14 protein-coding genes are annotated in these 16,861 nt (G+C 44.9%); 9 read left to right on the forward strand and 5 right to left on the reverse strand.

The window, feature by feature from the left end; all coding sequences use genetic code 11:
* The first annotated feature begins 580 nt into the window (after positions 1–580).
* The 6 genes from R7O13_RS04145 (at position 581) to R7O13_RS04170 (ending at position 9,276) form a co-directional block, all read left to right on the forward strand.
* Positions 581–1,465, forward strand: a complete 885-nt coding sequence (locus R7O13_RS04145) for a LysR family transcriptional regulator (RefSeq protein ID WP_005460961.1) — start codon at positions 581–583, stop codon at positions 1,463–1,465.
* Between the two features lie 53 nt (positions 1,466–1,518).
* On the forward strand, positions 1,519–2,349 hold the full coding sequence (gene fdhD / locus R7O13_RS04150; RefSeq protein ID WP_017447522.1) for a formate dehydrogenase accessory sulfurtransferase FdhD: 831 nt from the start codon (positions 1,519–1,521) through the stop codon (positions 2,347–2,349).
* A 405-nt stretch (positions 2,350–2,754) separates the two neighbouring features.
* The gene (uhpT, locus tag R7O13_RS04155; protein ID WP_318303071.1) at positions 2,755–4,350 is read left to right on the forward strand and encodes a hexose-6-phosphate:phosphate antiporter; all 1,596 of its coding nucleotides are present in this window, start codon (positions 2,755–2,757) and stop codon (positions 4,348–4,350) included.
* Positions 4,351–4,702: 352 nt separating this feature from the next.
* A complete protein-coding gene (locus tag R7O13_RS04160) occupies positions 4,703–5,965 on the forward strand; it encodes a hydroxymethylglutaryl-CoA reductase (protein ID WP_318303072.1) in 1,263 nt (420 codons plus the stop codon).
* Between the two features lie 407 nt (positions 5,966–6,372).
* Entirely contained in the window at positions 6,373–7,941 is a 1,569-nt protein-coding gene (locus tag R7O13_RS04165) for a DUF1800 domain-containing protein (RefSeq protein WP_206949016.1), read from the forward strand.
* Between the two features lie 9 nt (positions 7,942–7,950).
* A complete protein-coding gene (locus tag R7O13_RS04170) occupies positions 7,951–9,276 on the forward strand; it encodes a DUF1501 domain-containing protein (protein ID WP_206949017.1) in 1,326 nt (441 codons plus the stop codon).
* Positions 9,277–9,361: 85 nt separating this feature from the next.
* On the opposite strand, the gene R7O13_RS04175 is transcribed toward R7O13_RS04170, so the two are convergent.
* Positions 9,362–10,456, reverse strand: a complete 1,095-nt coding sequence (locus R7O13_RS04175) for a ketoacyl-ACP synthase III (protein ID WP_005387993.1) — start codon at positions 10,454–10,456, stop codon at positions 9,362–9,364.
* 162 nt (positions 10,457–10,618) lie between these two features.
* On the opposite strand from R7O13_RS04175, the gene trxC reads away from it, so the two are divergent.
* Positions 10,619–11,053, forward strand: coding sequence for a thioredoxin TrxC (gene trxC, locus R7O13_RS04180; RefSeq protein WP_005376074.1), 435 nt, complete (start codon positions 10,619–10,621; stop codon positions 11,051–11,053).
* A gap of 176 nt (positions 11,054–11,229) precedes the next feature.
* Complete coding sequence (locus R7O13_RS04185; RefSeq protein ID WP_239932446.1) at positions 11,230–12,390, forward strand: MFS transporter; 1,161 nt, start codon at positions 11,230–11,232, stop codon at positions 12,388–12,390.
* A 49-nt stretch (positions 12,391–12,439) separates the two neighbouring features.
* On the opposite strand, the gene R7O13_RS04190 is transcribed toward R7O13_RS04185, so the two are convergent.
* On the reverse strand, positions 12,440–12,829 hold the full coding sequence (locus R7O13_RS04190) for a nitrous oxide-stimulated promoter family protein (protein WP_005387988.1): 390 nt from the start codon (positions 12,827–12,829) through the stop codon (positions 12,440–12,442).
* 14 nt (positions 12,830–12,843) lie between these two features.
* Complete coding sequence (locus R7O13_RS04195; RefSeq protein WP_054865303.1) at positions 12,844–13,353, reverse strand: GNAT family N-acetyltransferase; 510 nt, start codon at positions 13,351–13,353, stop codon at positions 12,844–12,846.
* A gap of 136 nt (positions 13,354–13,489) precedes the next feature.
* On the opposite strand from R7O13_RS04195, the gene R7O13_RS04200 reads away from it, so the two are divergent.
* On the forward strand, positions 13,490–13,681 hold the full coding sequence (locus R7O13_RS04200; protein ID WP_005376066.1) for a DUF2986 domain-containing protein: 192 nt from the start codon (positions 13,490–13,492) through the stop codon (positions 13,679–13,681).
* Positions 13,682–13,730: 49 nt separating this feature from the next.
* Here R7O13_RS04200 and R7O13_RS04205 read toward each other — a convergent pair whose 3' ends face one another.
* Both R7O13_RS04205 and R7O13_RS04210 read right to left on the reverse strand, forming a co-directional pair.
* Positions 13,731–15,902: a TonB-dependent receptor gene (locus R7O13_RS04205; RefSeq protein ID WP_239932445.1), complete on the reverse strand. Its 2,172-nt coding sequence runs from the start codon at positions 15,900–15,902 to the stop codon at positions 13,731–13,733.
* 89 nt (positions 15,903–15,991) lie between these two features.
* Positions 15,992–16,729 (reverse strand): siderophore ferric iron reductase, encoded by a 738-nt coding sequence (locus R7O13_RS04210; RefSeq protein WP_042520969.1) that lies wholly within the window; start codon positions 16,727–16,729, stop codon positions 15,992–15,994.
* Between the last annotated feature and the right edge of the window lie 132 nt (positions 16,730–16,861).

Consider the following 16,861-nt stretch of genomic DNA (forward strand, 5'->3'; position numbering starts at 1 on the left):
AGGGCTTAGTTTCTAATCCATGTATTTTTTAATCCAAATAAGTAACCACTCAACATGCTCTCGCTTGTCCGAGCGTTTACTTATCTAGATTCTTGATATCGGATACCCGCCTACTGTTTCTAAGACTGTTAGATTCAATTTGCATTGTTGCGTCTTGATCTAAATCAAAGATTAAGTCGATATTCAATATGCGTCCAATTGATAATCCTGACCGAGTGATAAACAAAATCTATGACGAATTTTTCCACTGACGGTCATCACATTTTTAATCAATACAATTTATGAGGTTAATCGTTTTCCCATTCGATTCCACCTAGTTCGATTAACGAACTCAATAAAATCGGCACTCTTGATAATAGATAATATCTATCACACTATAGATACTTTAAATTTGACCCTAATTAATATCAGGAATAGCCTTGATTCAGATCAATTTTGAGTGTGGTTTTATTCTTGACTTGGTTTTGGTTTTCCATTCCCTAGTTAAAACGCTCCAGCGCTTAAAAAGTACGGTAGTGCTGTGCCCTTTTTAGGGAGTTCCCCGTACATGTGACTCACAACGCAAGGTTAACAAGCCATTATGGATATCAAACAACTTAAATATCTCATCGCACTTGAACAGACCAAACACTTTGGTCAAGCCGCCGCATTGTGCCACATTACGCAGCCTACCTTGTCCATGAGGATCCGAAGCTTAGAGGAAGAACTCGATCTCGAATTAATCCAAAGAAGTCAACGATTTGAAGGATTTACAGAAGCCGGAGAACGCATTTTGGCTTGGGCAAAAACCGTCTTAGCAGCTCATGATGGATTGCAAGCCGAAGCCGCCAACTGCCGTGGTCAATTGGTCGGCTCTCTTCGGCTTGGAATGGTGCCACTCGCCAGCCAAAACCCTATGCAATTGCTCAAACCATTAGCTCAACAGTTCCCTGAGTTACGCTTTCAAATACTCTCCATGACGACCGAACAGATCATAGACCAACTCAATCGAAATCAACTTGATTTGGGGATGTGTTATGTCGATCAAGTTAACACCGCTTACTTCGATGTTATCGAGCTCGACTCGACCAAACTTGGCGTTTTATTCGATGAGCGTCATTTTGATTTTGCCGAATCTGAAGTGTTATGGGAGTCACTCAATAACATTCCGCTAGGGCTGCTTTCGAAGGGCATGCACTATCGCCACTCCATTGATCTTAGCTTTGTGAGTAAAGGGCTGGTTCCGCAAACCGTCATTGAAAGTAACTCCACCTTTCACTTGATCCAAGCAGTAACCAGTGGCCTTTGTTGCGCCATTATGCCGCTGAATTGTGGATTGGAAGAGTTGAACGATACGCTTCGCATTATCCCTATCGAAGAAGCCGCCGTTCACGCCCCGCTAGGTTTGTTAAAGCGAAAACAAGAACCCTTCTCCGCGCTAACCGATCAGTGCTTCGCAGAAGCAAAAAACATATTCAATCGATAACAAGAATCCACACGTCAATTTTTGGCATACATAACGGCTTATGAGGTGATTTCATGAGATGTACTACTCAATCTTATTTTGAACTGTCCGATTTCAATCAAGCACCACCTCAACCAAGTGCGTTCAATTACCGAGAATTGATTGATGGCCGCCCAGTGCAACAAATGTCGCTGGCGAGTGAATCCGCCTTAGCTATCAGCTATAACGGCATTAGCCAAGCGGTCATGATGGTGACGCCAGGCCATCTGGAAGACTTCGTGAAAGGATTTAGCCTAAGCACAGGCATCGTCCACGATTTCAAAGAGATTAAAGACATTGAAATTGGTGGCGATCACGAATCTCACTATGCGGAAGTGGAAATCAGCAACCGCGCTTTCTGGGCGTTAAAAACACAGCGCCGAAATCTTGCCGGCACAACCGGATGCGGCATTTGTGGTGTAGAGGCTCTGGAACAAGCTTTGCCTGATTTGGCACCGCTAACACCGTCTCTTCCTCCGCGCTCCGATGTATTTGAAGGGCTGCGAGACAAAGTCGCACTGCATCAAGAAGCCGCACGTGAATCTGGCGCGTTACACGCCGCTTTATTTGCAGATTTACAAGGCAACATCAAGTTGTGCCGAGAGGACATCGGCCGTCACAACGCGCTAGATAAGTTGATTGGCGCATTGGCCAACAATCACATCGAGCCTCAAAGTGGCTTCGCTATCATGACAAGCCGTTGCAGCTTAGAGTTGATCCACAAAGCCGTTCGCGCGCGTATCCCCACTCTGGTTTGCTTATCTGCACCTACAGCGTTAACTGTCGAATGGGCAAGAAGAAACCATTTGAACCTAATTCACTTACCAAAACACGGCTCGCCACGTCTATACAGCCCTGCGCCTTAACACGTCAACCTAGCCAAATTCCTAATATTTCTAACAGAGACCTCCGGGTTTCTGTTGTTTGCTTCTCGTTCCCAATTGATACTTAGCGACAAGCCACTATTCTCTCCAACCAAACGTGCTCACCCCTTGTCAGCACTAAGCTTGCGTATATTAACCTGCTTGCATTTGAACGCTTTCCAATCCGATAGAACCCTGTCAAAGACCCATAGATTAGTAAGGATTTTGTGTGACTCTTTTCACGCTTTTCCGCCTTACTAGGCATTTCTAGGAATTTTTCCTAGCCGATCTAGGCAACCATCTCATGTGCCTCACAAAACCACTCTCTAGAATTCCGCTCAGTCAAAGGTAACAAGAGCGCATAACGGTCTCCGTTGTGTTTCTAAAACAATTACAAGAGAGTTCATCATGTTAAAATTCCTCGAACAGGTGCGGAAGCCGACCCTCGATCTTCCCGTCGAAGTTAGAAGAAAGATGTGGTTTAAACCGTTCATCCAATCTTACTTGGTCGTATTCATCGGCTACCTAACCATGTACTTGATTCGTAAGAACTTCAATGTCGCGCAAAACGACATGATCTCAACTTACGGTTTGAGCATGACAGACCTAGGTCTTATTGGCCTTGGCTTCTCCATCACATACGGCATCGGTAAAACCGTTGTGTCTTACTACGCTGACGGTAAGAACACCAAGCAATTCCTCCCTTTTATGCTGATCCTTTCTGGTCTTGCAATGCTTGGTTTCAGCTTCAGCATGGGCGGCGGTAGTGCAAGCCTGTTCTTGATGGTGGCTTTCTACGCTCTAAGTGGTTTCTTCCAAAGTACTGGTGGCCCTTCTAGTTACTCAACCATTACAAAATGGACACCTCGTAACAAACGCGGCTCTTACCTCGGCTTGTGGAACATGTCACACAACGTTGGTGGTGCGGGCGCAGCGGGTGTTGCTCTTTTCGGTGCCAACTACCTATTCGACGGGCACGTAATCGGCATGTTCGTGTTCCCTTCTATCATCGCGATCATCGTCGGCTTTATCGGTATGCGCTTTGGTAGCGACTCTCCAGAAGCTTACGGTCTAGGTAAAGTAGAAGAACTTTTCGATGAAGCAGTGAGTGAAGAAGACACCGCCGCTGAAGAAAACCAGATGACCAAAAAAGAAATCTTTGTTGAATACGTTCTTAAAAACAAAGTTATCTGGCTACTTTGCTTTGCCAACATCTTCCTTTACATCGTGCGTATCGGTATCGACCAATGGTCAACGGTATACGCATACCAAGATATTGAGGCATTTAGCCTTTGCGATATCGATGAGCTACGCGCGCCTCTTGACACATTCAAACGCGAAATCAACTCACAAGGTTTACGCGATTTCTTTGTGCACATTCTTACCATGGAAGGAGAAACAAAAGAGCGAGCACTGAAACAGCTTCTTGCCCACGCTTCACGTCAATCGGAACAAGGCACTGACAGCGACGTTTACCAGCTCATCTTGGATCTATCCACTCAATACCCTGGCGATGTCGGCTTGTTTTCGCCATTACTGTTGAATGTCATCACGCTGCAACCTGGCGAAGCGATGTTCCTGAGCGCAAGAACGCCACACGCTTACATTAAAGGTACGGGATTAGAGATCATGGCGAACTCAGATAACGTTTTGCGTGCAGGACTCACGCCGAAACATATGGATGTTGAAGAACTGGTTAAATGCACAGATTTTGTGCCTAAGCCGTTTAACAGCCTTGTTCTTAAACCCAATGCCAATGGTTGCCAAAGCCTTTATCCGGTCCCAGTGGCAGACTTTAGTTTCAGCATTCTTAACCAACCGAACAATGAAGTGGTTGATGCCAATAGCGCAGAGATTTTGATGGCGATTGATGCCGACCTCACACTCATCAGTGATAACGGTGAGACGTTAACCGCCGCGAAGGGACAATCTGTATTTGTTCCTGCTTACGTTGGCCATTACCGTATTCAAAGTGCGGGACGTGTGGCTCGCGCCTTCAACTAGTTTTTGAACAACCGATTCAAACTAACGTCTGACCCAAGGGACTGGGTTAGACAATTTATTCCTTTCATAGATTGAACCATTCCGCTTTTAAGGCGCTCATGCTTACACCTTGCCGAATCCAAACACCTACAGGCCAGTTTCTCTAAAAGCCATAACCTCCCGGATCTGCCATTTACTGCAACATTCATTGTCAAAACCCATTTATGTCCGGTAAATTCGTCGCTCCAATATCAAATCACTTGGATAATAAAGGCGCTTGCATAGTGGTATTTGTTGCAAAACGTATAATCAACGTTGTAATCAAAGCCTCAATCACTACAATCTCTGGTTCGATTTTTCAGTTAACGTTTGTATGCCGAAGTTAAACCAAGATAACCCTGTTCAAAGCTCCGCCCTTTCCGATATCGAAACCAGCAGTAAGATTCAATCGGCATTAGAACCGAAGTTTCACAAGCCAGAGAAACGTCTCTGCTTAAGCCCTGGCCTATCGGATAAGCATTTGGCGCGCCGTTGGCAAGTATTGGAACAAGTGACCAATAAAGATCATCTTCTTGATCCTTTCACACAGTCACATTGCGACGCTTACTCCAACAACATCGAGCACTTCATTGGTACTGTCAATGTGCCGGTCGGTATCGCAGGCCCTTTGCGCGTCAACGGTTTGTATGCGAACGATGACTTTTTGGTTCCGCTCGCAACGACAGAAGCCGCGTTAGTCGCTTCCTACAACCGTGGCGCAAATCTTATCACCGCCGCTGGTGGCGCGAGCGCATTGTTGCTGAGTGAAGGGGTGAGCCGAACGCCAGTGTTCGCCTTTAATAACCTTGCCGACGCTGGCCAGTTCGTCAGTTGGGTTGTGACCCAGTTTGACGCATTTCGTCAAATAGCGGAATCCACCACCTCACATGGCAAACTCAAAGACATCAATGTAAATATCGAAGGAAACCATGTTTATTTGGTCTTTGAATACGTGACTGGTGACGCTTCCGGACAAAACATGGTGACCATCGCAACAAACGAAGTGTTCCATCATATTTTGGCGACCAGCCCAATCAAACCAACTCAAGCATTCTTGGATGGCAACTTATCAGGCGACAAAAAACCAAACGCACACACACTGCGCTCGGTACGCGGTAAGAAAGTATCCGCCGAAGTGACCATTCCTGCTGAGTTGGTGGAAAAATATCTGCATACGACGCCGGAGTCTATGGTTCAATTTGGCAAAATGACCACAGTGGGCGGTTTACTCAGCGGGACAATTGGCGTCAACGCGCATTACGCAAACGCGCTTGCCGCGCTGTACATTGCTTGTGGTCAAGATGCCGCTTGCGTTGCAGAGTCTGCCATTGGAATCACTCGTATGGATGTGGACGCTCAAGGCAACTTGTACGCGTGCGTGACCTTGCCAAACATCATGGTGGGGACGGTTGGTGGTGGTACTGGCCTTCCAACACAAAAAGCATGTTTGGATATTTTGGGTTTGCACGGCAACGGCAAAGCGAAAGCGTTAGCCGAAGTCGCAGCTGCGCTTTGTCTGGCTGGCGAACTCTCGATTGTTGGCGCATTTTGTGCCGATCACTTTTCTCGTGCTCACCATAAGCTTGCCCGAAAATAACCTTTGTTGCTTTGTACAAGAGAACATCCGTGTGGTTTTCTCTTGTGCAAACCAATGGACTTTATTTATTGGCTCAATAATTTCTTGAAACTAACTTAAGCCTTAACAAACATACCAATCTCTTGTTAACAGTACTTTAGCTGTCCCCCTTCTATATCCATTGCGATATCTCTTCTTATTACTCTTCACTGGCCATATTTAATATCAGTATCTTAGAAAAAATAGCATCAAAAACTTCTAGCACTATAGTACCAAATTCACCGTTTGAGTTTTTTGTTCACCACTTATAGCTACTATACTCGCCTATGCAGCTGCTTGATTTTCATAAATTTACTAAACAGCTCAAAAGAGCTTAATAACTCCCGTTAAATGGACTTAAATCGTTACTTCGGGTAAGCGAGTTAACTATGAGACGTCAGAAGCTAAATAAAATCTCTGCTTGGGTACTAGGATTGGCTATCTTATTGCTGAGCCATGTGCCTAATGTATCAGCACAAATACAGCAATCCCCATCCGATCAAACCGTTGCGCGTTTTCTCTATCAAACCTCTTTTGGACCAACTCCTGCGTTAATTAATGAGGTTAGGGAAAACGGGTTAGAGGACTGGATACAGGAACAAATCAACCTGCCAGCAACCTACCATCAACCACTTTATCAAACGCCTTTTTCTAAAGGCCTACAGTCAAACCGCGAAAATGCTTGGTATCAAATTGTTGTTACTGCTGAAGATCAGCTCAGACAGCGAATGGCTTATGCATTGAGTCAGATCGTAGTCGTTTCTCGTTATGGCGGCGTTCTTTCCAGCAAACCTACAGGGTTAGTGAATTACTACGATCTGTTGGTTGAACATGCGTTTGGCAACTACCGAGACCTGTTGTATGACGTTTCCATCCATCCAGTCATGGGGAGCTATTTATCTATGCTCGGTAGTGCAAAAGAAAATAGTGCGACAGGAACGCTTCCCGATGAGAACTTTGCTCGAGAGTTAATGCAGCTATTCACTATCGGTTTGTATGAACTCAATTTAGATGGCAGTAAAAAACTAAACCACGCAACAGGCAAACCTATCCCCACGTACAATCAAACTGATATTCAAGAGCTCGCGCGAGCATTAACTGGATGGAAAAATTCCGACATCGCATTCGTGAAACCGATGCGAGTTATCAGTCAGCGACACGACACCGGCGAGAAGCGATTTCTAGGGAACGTGATCCCATCGGGTCTAACCGCACAAGAAGAGCTTTCAAAAGTGATTGATATGTTGATGTCTCACCCAAATGTTGCTCCATTTGTTTCAAAATTACTTATCCAACGTTTGGTCAGTTCAAATCCAAGCCCAGAGTACGTCGCGCGTGTTGCTACGATATTTAACAACAATGGGGAAGGAGAAAAAGGCGATCTAACCGCCGTTGTTCGAGCCATATTGCTCGATCCTGAAGCATTAGGGATGACGGATACACCGCCTATAAAAGTGAAAGAACCGATACTGGTCCTGACTAATTTTCATCGAGCATCAGGTTTTACGGTTAAAGGATCACGTTACGAAGACGCAACAACGATGATGAACATCGCTAATCAAGGGCCGCTTCGTTCTCCTTCCGTGTTTAATTTTTACTCTCCAGACTATCAGCCGTCTAACGAGTTTACGGAGTCTGGTATTAACTCTCCAGAGTATGAACTTCTCAATTGGTCTGTTTATACCGATTTGGTCAACTATATGTTAACCAGCACTCGTAGAGGAGGTGGTGATTCCTACCACTTCGATCTTAACGAGTTTTATCTTCTTCTGGACGATCACCGTGCCTTAGTCGAATTGGTTAACGAGCGTTTCTTTGCTGGAACGGCTTCTGCTGAATTGAAAGAGCTCATGCTCACCGCCCTGAATGATTATCGTGGGGACTATGTGCCAACAACAAAACTCGCTCTAGTGATATTTACCGCCATTTCTGGCGACGAATTCTATATTCAGGATTAGGAGTGAATTATGGATATTTCACGACGACATTTTATACAAAGCACGCTATCGATGGGCGCACTAGCCTCTCTTAGTCTGCCAGGTTACTCTCTCGCAGCGCCATCCAATGACTTTCGAGCATTAATATGTGTGTATTTAGCAGGCGGAAACGATGCATTCAACACCATACTGCCATTATCGGAGGCGCACTATCGTCAATATTCCAAAGTCAGAGGGCCACTCTCTGTCGCCAAAGAAGACATACTCCCTATCAATTTGAGTGCTGTCGATAGCTCAAATCACCCAGTGAAGCTCGGCTTACACCCAAAGTTAAATGCGTTAACTTCCGTTTTCGAACAAGGCGATGCCAGCATCGTGCTCAATAGTGGCATTCTCAACCATCCCGTCACCAAACAAGCTATTGAGCAAGGTGAAGCATCACTTCCCGAGCAACTGTTTTCTCATAATTCTCAAACAGACGCTTGGTTACTTGGTGGAATGAGCGAGTCTAAAAATCTTGGTTGGGCTGGCAGAATGTTGGATGTATTAAACTCTGAATCAGAAATAACACCGCTATACAGTGTGCATGGCAACTCGCTTTGGTTACGGGCAATGAAACACCGCCAAACCGTCCTGAAAAAAGATCGCGCAGTTCAGCTTACCGCGATTGATAACCCGCTATACAAGGGGATCTATGATCGCCTTCTCTCTCATCAAACTGACAATCCATTTAATGGTCATTTTAATTTGATGGTTGATGAGTCGATGGTAATGAGTAGTGTACTGAGCGAGCAACTCAACCACATTGCTGACGAGCCGTTGTTTACGTCATCGACGCTCGGCAAGCAGATGCAAACCGTGTACAAATTGATAGCAAGCCAAGATGTCCTGAAGCAGCAACGACAAGTCTTTTTCGTTAAACACTCTGGGTATGACCTGCACGATTCGCAATTGGCACGTCATCCAGTGTTACTTGAGGATCTCGCGACAAACCTTTTAGCAATGTATCGTGCGGTCGAACGGTTAGGGCTAAACAAGCAAGTCACCTCTTTCACTATGTCTGACTTCGGTCGACGGATGATGAGCAACGGAAATGGTACCGATCATGGCTGGGGTGGCCATCAACTATTAATTGGAGGCGCGGTAAATGGGAAACAACCTATCGGTACATGGCCGGAACTAATACTGGGCGGAAACGATGATTACTCTCAAGGCCGACTCATACCCAAAATTGCCGCTGATCAAGTTGGTTCAACACTAGCACAGTGGATGGGCGTGAGTGATAACGCTGCACTGGAATACGTCTTCCCGAACATCCGTAATTTTACTCATTCAAACCTGGGTTTTATGTCGTAAGATATTTTACAGGTAGCTGTAGAACACATCATCAAATAAGGGAGCCTCGCGCTCCCTTACTCATCTTATGTTTGCAAAGTGTCCGTTACACCTCGTCGCGACGGCGTTCGTTACACAGCTTAATGGCACGCTCAAGTAATTCTAGCGCGGATTGCTCACATTCAGGCAGAACCGCATCACTTTCACCAATTGGCGTTACGCGGTCACCCCATTTCAATACTGCCGCACCCCATGTCAAACCTGCACCAAATGCAGCAAGAAGCATATTATCACCTGGGTTAACTCGACCTTGCTCTACCGCTTCACACAATGCAATTGGCACCGTCGCAGCTGAAGTATTGCCATAGTTTTGAATGTTAACAAACGCTTTGTCGTGTGGAATTCCAGACAGGTCACACAAGGTTTGAATAATACGAATATTCGCTTGATGCGGAATCACAACATCGATTTGTTCCGTCGTTAACTGTGATGCTTTCAGTACGGTTTTCGCAGCTAGCCCCATGCCTTTTACTGCACGTTTGAAAATTTCTTGTCCTACAAAGTTGAAATCCCAGTAACCGTTGTCTTCCGCAAAGCGATCCATACAAGTACCAAACTTTGGTACGGACAGAATATCGCGGCCTTTTGCGTCACAACCGATTTGAGACTGTAGTAAACCCGTTTCTTTTTCCGTTCTTGATAACACAACGGCGCCCGCACCATCACCAAATAGAACAGCGGTATCTCGCATTGCCCAATCGATGTAGAAAGACAATCTTTCCGCACCAATAATGATCGCGTTACGATAGTTACCTGATTGAATCAAACGTGTGCCCGTTTCTAGGCCATAGACAAATCCCGTACATGCGGCATTTAAGTCAAAGGCAGCGGCTGCACGAATACCTAGGTTCTGCTGTACCTTAGACGCGATATTTGGAATCAATGAATCTGGTGAACAAGTCGCCACAATGATTAAATCCACGTCTGTTGCATCGACGCCTGCTCGAGCTAATGCATGTTTAGCAGCAACGGTCGCCATGTCTGACGTGTTTACATGACTAATACGGCGGTTTTCGATACCAGTGCGGGTACGAATCCACTCATCGGAAGTATCGAGGAAAGTGCTAAGATCATCGTTAGAGAGCACGGCTGGCGGAACACATTTCCCCCAACCTGTAATTTCAGCGTAGTAATTTGTCATCGCAGACCTATTTATTGTTGTATTTTAATAAAATTTCTTAGAACCTTAGGCTCAAATACAAACCTGCGCTGCGTTATTTCGGCAGGTTAAAAAATAAGTATACAAATAATGAGGCTGACTGGTAAGTCATGTTTTCATCAATACGTAATAAAGGAAGAAGTCATGTCATCGTTTAAAACTCGCTGCCCTTCGTGCGGCGGTCTAAATCGTGTCCCTAATGAGCGCGTTGCCGAATCTGCAACTTGCGGTAAATGTAAAAGTGCACTTTTAGACGGCTCGCCTATCGAAGGTACACAAGATAACTTTTCTGCTCTATTACAAAGTGATATGCCTGTTGTAGTAGATTTTTGGGCCCCATGGTGCAACCCGTGCGTTGGTTTTGCTCCTGTTTTCTCTGATGTTGCTCATGAGCAAGCCGGAACGGCTCGTTTTGTTAAGATTGATACCGAAGCTCAACAACAACTTGCGGCGCAATTTGGTATTCGCAGTATTCCTACCATTATGGTTTTCAAGAATGGTCAACGCGTTGATATGATCAATGGTGCGTTACCTAAAACTCAATTCGATCAATGGTTAAATCAAGCACTTACTAAATAATCTTCCACGCCAACCTTGTTTGTAGGTTGGCGTTTTTATGCAACTTATCAACCTATCTAGTTAACAAATATTATTTATCGAAACGACTTAAATTTATCATTTTACTTGCCTAACTATTAGCCTCATATTCGCGCCGAATAACCCTTAGATTTCATTTAACTTATAGGCGCAAAACAGTGGAAAACACAGTCGTTCCTGCAGCATCACCACGAGTTACAGTTCCAGTCGTCGCACTGTCTCTTTATGCGGTGGCTTCGGGCTATTTAATGAGCTTGATCCCTCTCATGCTCGGTGAATACAACATCTCAGCAGATTACGCGAGTTGGTTGGCGAGTGTGTTTTATGGCGGCTTATTAACCGGTGCTATTTTTATTGAACGTATCGTACGTCAAGTTGGTCACCGTAACGCGTTTATTGGTTGCTTGGCCGTATTTTCGCTAACTATCGTCACACTACCCGTGTTTGCTAACGGATTGATGTGGCTTGCCGCTCGCTTTATTGCGGGTATCGCGGTTGCTGGTGTTTTTGTCATTGTTGAGTCTTGGCTAATGTCTGGAGACGAAGCATCGCGTGCGAAACGTTTGAGCTTGTACATGCTATCGCTTTATGGTGGTTCAGCATTAGGTCAGTTTGGTATTGGCGTGCTTGGCGTAAGTGGCGGCGTTCCGTTTATTGCGATCACGACGTTGATCCTAATGGCTATGCTGGTGTTAATGTTCATTGAGTGTGAGCAGCCAAACAGCCATGAATCAACCGCTTTATCATTTAAGCAAATTGCCAAACTAAACCATGCAGCAATTATTGGTTGTGTTGTTTCAGGTTTGACCTTAGGTGCGATCTACGGATTAATGCCAGTTGAGTTAACTAACCGTAAAATTAGCCATCAAGACATTGGTACATTGATGGCGCTAGTGATTCTAGGTGGCATGCTAGTTCAACCAATGGTGACCGCGTTAAACAAATACATGAGCCGCACAGTGCTAATGGCGTTTTTCTGTATTTTGGGTATTTTTTCGATCGGTATGACCTTTATTTCCTCGTCAGCCGTGGTATTGGCTGCTGCATTATTCTTTTTAGGTGCAGCTACTTTTGCCTTGTACCCGATAGCAATCAACTTAGGTTGCGAAGGACTTGATGAACGCTTTATTGTCTCTGCGACACAAGTCATGCTGTTTAGCTACAGCATCGGCTCTGTTGCTGGCCCAGTTGTCGCTGATAAATTTATGGGCCAAGAACACGGCTTACTAGGCTACTTGTTTGCCGCTTTGGTTGCGACTGGCGTATACATGCTACTTGCTGCGAGCAAAACCAAGCAGCGTATGGCCGCTGACCTCTAATCACGCCGCTTCTACTCAACGAAAACGAGGGCATGTCGCCCTCGTTTTTTTATTCTTCGCATTTTTGTTTAGATAAACGCTTGTGACGGTTTGACGCGTTCGCTGCAGGCTTTTCCGGTACCATGCGCTTTTCATGAAGCAAATGACGAACCGCCAAGATGGGATGTTTCAGTAACATTCTGGGGCCAGAGTAACGCATGACCAAACGCATTTGTTCTTTCGGCTCTGGTTTGTAGCAGTGAATCGGACATTTATTACACGTCGGTTTATTCTCTCCATAAGGACAGCGGTCGAGGCGCACTTCTGCGTATTCAAGCAGCTCACGACATTCTGAGCATAAGTCACGTTTTGTTCCATGATGGTCATGACAGTAAACCTCTACCATGGCTTTTACTGTCTTAAATTCAGTGGCGAGTTTGCCAAGTAAAATATCGCTCATGCGCTATCCAAAAATCACAACATCATTGTGTAAAGTTCTAACGTGCGGCCATTATCATATTGCTGCTCAACTCGTTCAAACTCAAAGCCCAGTTTTTTGAGCAAACTTATACTACGAATATTGTCATTATTGGTGATGGCAACCAAATTATCGAGTTTCATTTCCTCTCTAGCGTATTCCAGCACTGCGGTTGCAGACTCCGTTCCGTAGCCGAAGCCATAAGCGGAAGGTAAAAATCCATATCCGAGATCATAGTGTTGTAATGTGTCACGTTTAACCAACCCACAAATCCCGATGGGTTGCCCATCTTCTTTCTTCTCTACAACGAGTAAACTCACGCCTTTAATTTGTTGCATGCGTAGCATGTTTTCTTTTATGTAACGCGCCGCTTCATATTCGGTACGAATTTGTTTGTCTCCGACAAAACGGTAGAAGTCTGGGTGGTTATAAAGTTCTAGTATAAATGGTGCATCATCTACACTCACAAGACGCAGTATCAAACGTTCGGTGTACAGTGTTTTCATTTGGGCTCCATTAAAACGCGATAGATGATTGGACATAGGAACGTACTTGAATTTTGCGACCGATACCGGCGCTTATTTAGTTGTAACTTGATAAAAAAGTAACTATCCTGCCTCGCTAAATTAAAGGACCACCACCATGAACCGCAAGAAGAAAATCAATCAGATCTTGAAAGCGAAGCAGAAGAAGCATAACGCTAAGCTACATAAGAGCAATAAGCCACGTTATATCTCCAAAGCTGAACGCGCGAAAATGGAAGCTGAAGAACAAAACCAAGCTTCAGAACACACGGAAAACGTTGTAGACACAGCGCAGACAGATCAAGCCTAAAAGAAAAGCCGCTTCAAGCGGCTTTTTTGATATTCGGAGGTAGTTAGCTTTAGTATTCGACACTGTAGTTCAGTGTGAATGTGCGACCTCTTCCTTTGTAGTCGTACGCTGCAGCATCGTAGTGTGCTGCATAAAGAATCTGCGCACGTTGTCCCCAAGCGGTTGTGTAGTCTTCGTCAAATAGGTTTTGAATACCAAAACCTAACTGCCCGATAGGTAGTGTTACGTTACCAAGAAGATCAAACGTAGTGTATCCATCTAGTTTATTGTTTGCGTCATCTTCGTAATCAAACATCGTCTGGCTTTGTAAACGTACTGAATAGCCATCCTGATAGTAAGCCGCCCACGCGTTCGCTTTTGATGTACTTGCTTTACCCGCACTTAGATCTTCCCACTTACCGTTGGTTTTCAGCTCAGAAACCACATAGTGACCTGATGCACCTAACAAAATATCACGGTTTACCCAGTAGTTAATGTTTGCTTCGGCACCGTATACACGTTGCTCGTCATCAACATTGGTGATTAGGAGCGTCTTCTTGTCATACTTGATTGAGTTATCCGAAACCGAGTAGTAACCCGCCGCTTGCAGTGCGACAGTATCCGTATCTAATCGGTAACCAATTTCATAGCTGTCCGTTTTGATGCCCGACATTTTTGAGTCAGATACATTAATGCTATTGTTCAACGCGTAGTGACCATTTGCATCCGCGGCATCGTAGCTACCTTGGCCGTAGTACTTTGCAGGATCAGCGAGTTCGAAACCTTGAGAGAAGTTCGCCCAAAGCTGAGATTCATCGTTAAGCTGATAAATGGTGCCCAAATTAAATAAGCTCACAGAGTAGTCAGTGCTGCCACCTGGTACCGCATCCGCTGATACACCATTACCCGATGCGATCTTCTTTTGTATACTATAGGCAACAAAATCATCAATCTTATTGTCCATGTATTGGTAGCGGTAGCCTGCTTGTACTGACCAATCTTGATTGATTTGGTAATCCCCTTGGACAAACATTGCGTAAGACGCCACATCAACATCTGGGTAACGCCCCACTTCGGCATAGGTTCGATTAATTAAGTTCCCAGAGCTGTTCGCAATGGTTGGATCGAACAGAGCCTGGTTACTTTCAAAACGGTCTAAGTACGCATCGACACCATAAACAAGTTTGAATGACTCCCAGCTTTTAGCTAACGCTAAGCGCCCAGCAAAAACTTCTGTTTTTTGTTGAGAGGCACTTTGGTAATAAGGAGTAAAGGTTTGGTCTTCACTACGGTAAGATAACTCGCCTATCAGTTGATGACCGAATACGCTGTCGTGAGCGTAGTTCGCACTTAAGAGAACTCGCTCTGTACCATGTTCACGGTCGGAATCGAACCCCTCTCGTACATCAACAAATTTATTGTTAACAATGTACAAACCGTATGGCGAATCTTGCTGGCTGTCATAGTATTGTGCGACAAGGTTTAACTTGCTGGCATCGGAGATTTGAATCTCGGTCGATCCCATAACATCGAGCGTTGAATTATACTGCAAAGAGCCCTGTGAAATGTCTGGGGTGACAATGTCGCCATTTGCGTCAAATACACCTTGTGTCTCGGTGTACACAACCGAACCTCTAGCGGTAATTCGCTCATTACCACCCGAGATAGACTGAGCGAGTTTGTAATCAAAGTCATCGCTGCTATTAAAGCCTGTAGTGCCACTCACGTAGGATTCAAACGACAAGTCATCCGAGTACGCTTTCTTGGTGATAATGTTAATAACACCACCAGTAGCGCCTGCACCATAAATGGAGGTTGCACCAGATAGTACTTCAATTCGCTCGATGTTGAATGGGTCTATTGCGTCTAACTGACGACTAATCGGGCGAGAAGATTGTAACGAGACACCATCAATCATTACCAACATTGCTCTACCGCGAAGGTTCTGACCATAGTTAGTTCGACCACCGGTGCCGACGTCTAAAGAAGGGATGGTTGCAGAAAGAATATCACCCAGTGTCTTGCCCGCACGATATTGCTGAGCAATCTCTTCTTGGCCAACAAACCAAACCGTTCCTGGAATATCGGAGATCGATTTCGGCATCACACTGCCTACAACAACCAATTGCTCATCGCTCGGAGTCGATGTTTGTTGAAGATCTTCTGCTGCTATTGAGCTAACTGCGTATCCACTGCTCATCGCAAGTACGATGAGATTGAAAGAAAACGTCCTTTTCATCATTGTATTTATCTTTTTGTTGTCAACAAGAGCATGCAATGATACTTATTCTCACTCTCAAATCGAGCACTGTTACACAAGTTAAATAAATGTTAATTAAGAACCTTCTTGCTCATAAGCTGTCGATTTTCCTCTAAACGAGGACAATCTGCACAAAGCTTTCTGCCTTCACACTTATAGACTAAACAACAACTTTTTCTTACTAACTTTAGCGGCTGATCAGATTCCGTCTCATGAAGTGAGCGGCTATTATCAACATCCAAACCCATTGCGCTTAGCCACAAGACCGCATGCTCCTGAAGTGTCGAGTTAGTCATTTGCGGAAAGCGCTGTTGGAGACGAATTAAACAAGCCATGATTCCGTCCGACATCAATTGATGGGTGAAGCCAGGACGAATGCGTGTCCATTGACTCATCTCTTGTTGATAGAAGTCGAACAGTTCTCGGATTTGACGCCCCGCCTCTTTTATCAACGCTTCTGGCTCGCCATGTATATGCGCTTCGTCGGCGAATCGGTACCCAGAAACAAAACAAGGTTTGAGGTGCTGCGCTATCTCGCGAATGTTTGGCAACGTGTGGTAACCGTAAATAGAGATGAATGCGACATAAACTGGCTGCCAACAAAGTAAATCCCACGTTCTTGTCAACCAATATGCTTTTCCCGCTTCCGGATGAGCCTCCGAGATTTGCTGGTAAAGGCCTTGGATGATCGGGTTGATATCATTCTCGATATGGATAGCTTCTTGCCCTATCTCGCCGATATCACCGTGTAGGTAAGGTGTAATCTCACTCGAAGTTTGAAACAGTTGCGGGAAAAATTGCTCAGACATGATGGCTTATTGTTGGTGTAGTCATTCTGACACCTTTATACCCAAGCACCAATCGCAATGCAAACTATTATCCTTTGTGTTTTCATAACAAAGAAGCACTCTTAGGGTTAGTTATGAATGTATTTCCGAGTT

It is taken from the genome of Vibrio sp. Y176 (assembly GCF_033438945.1).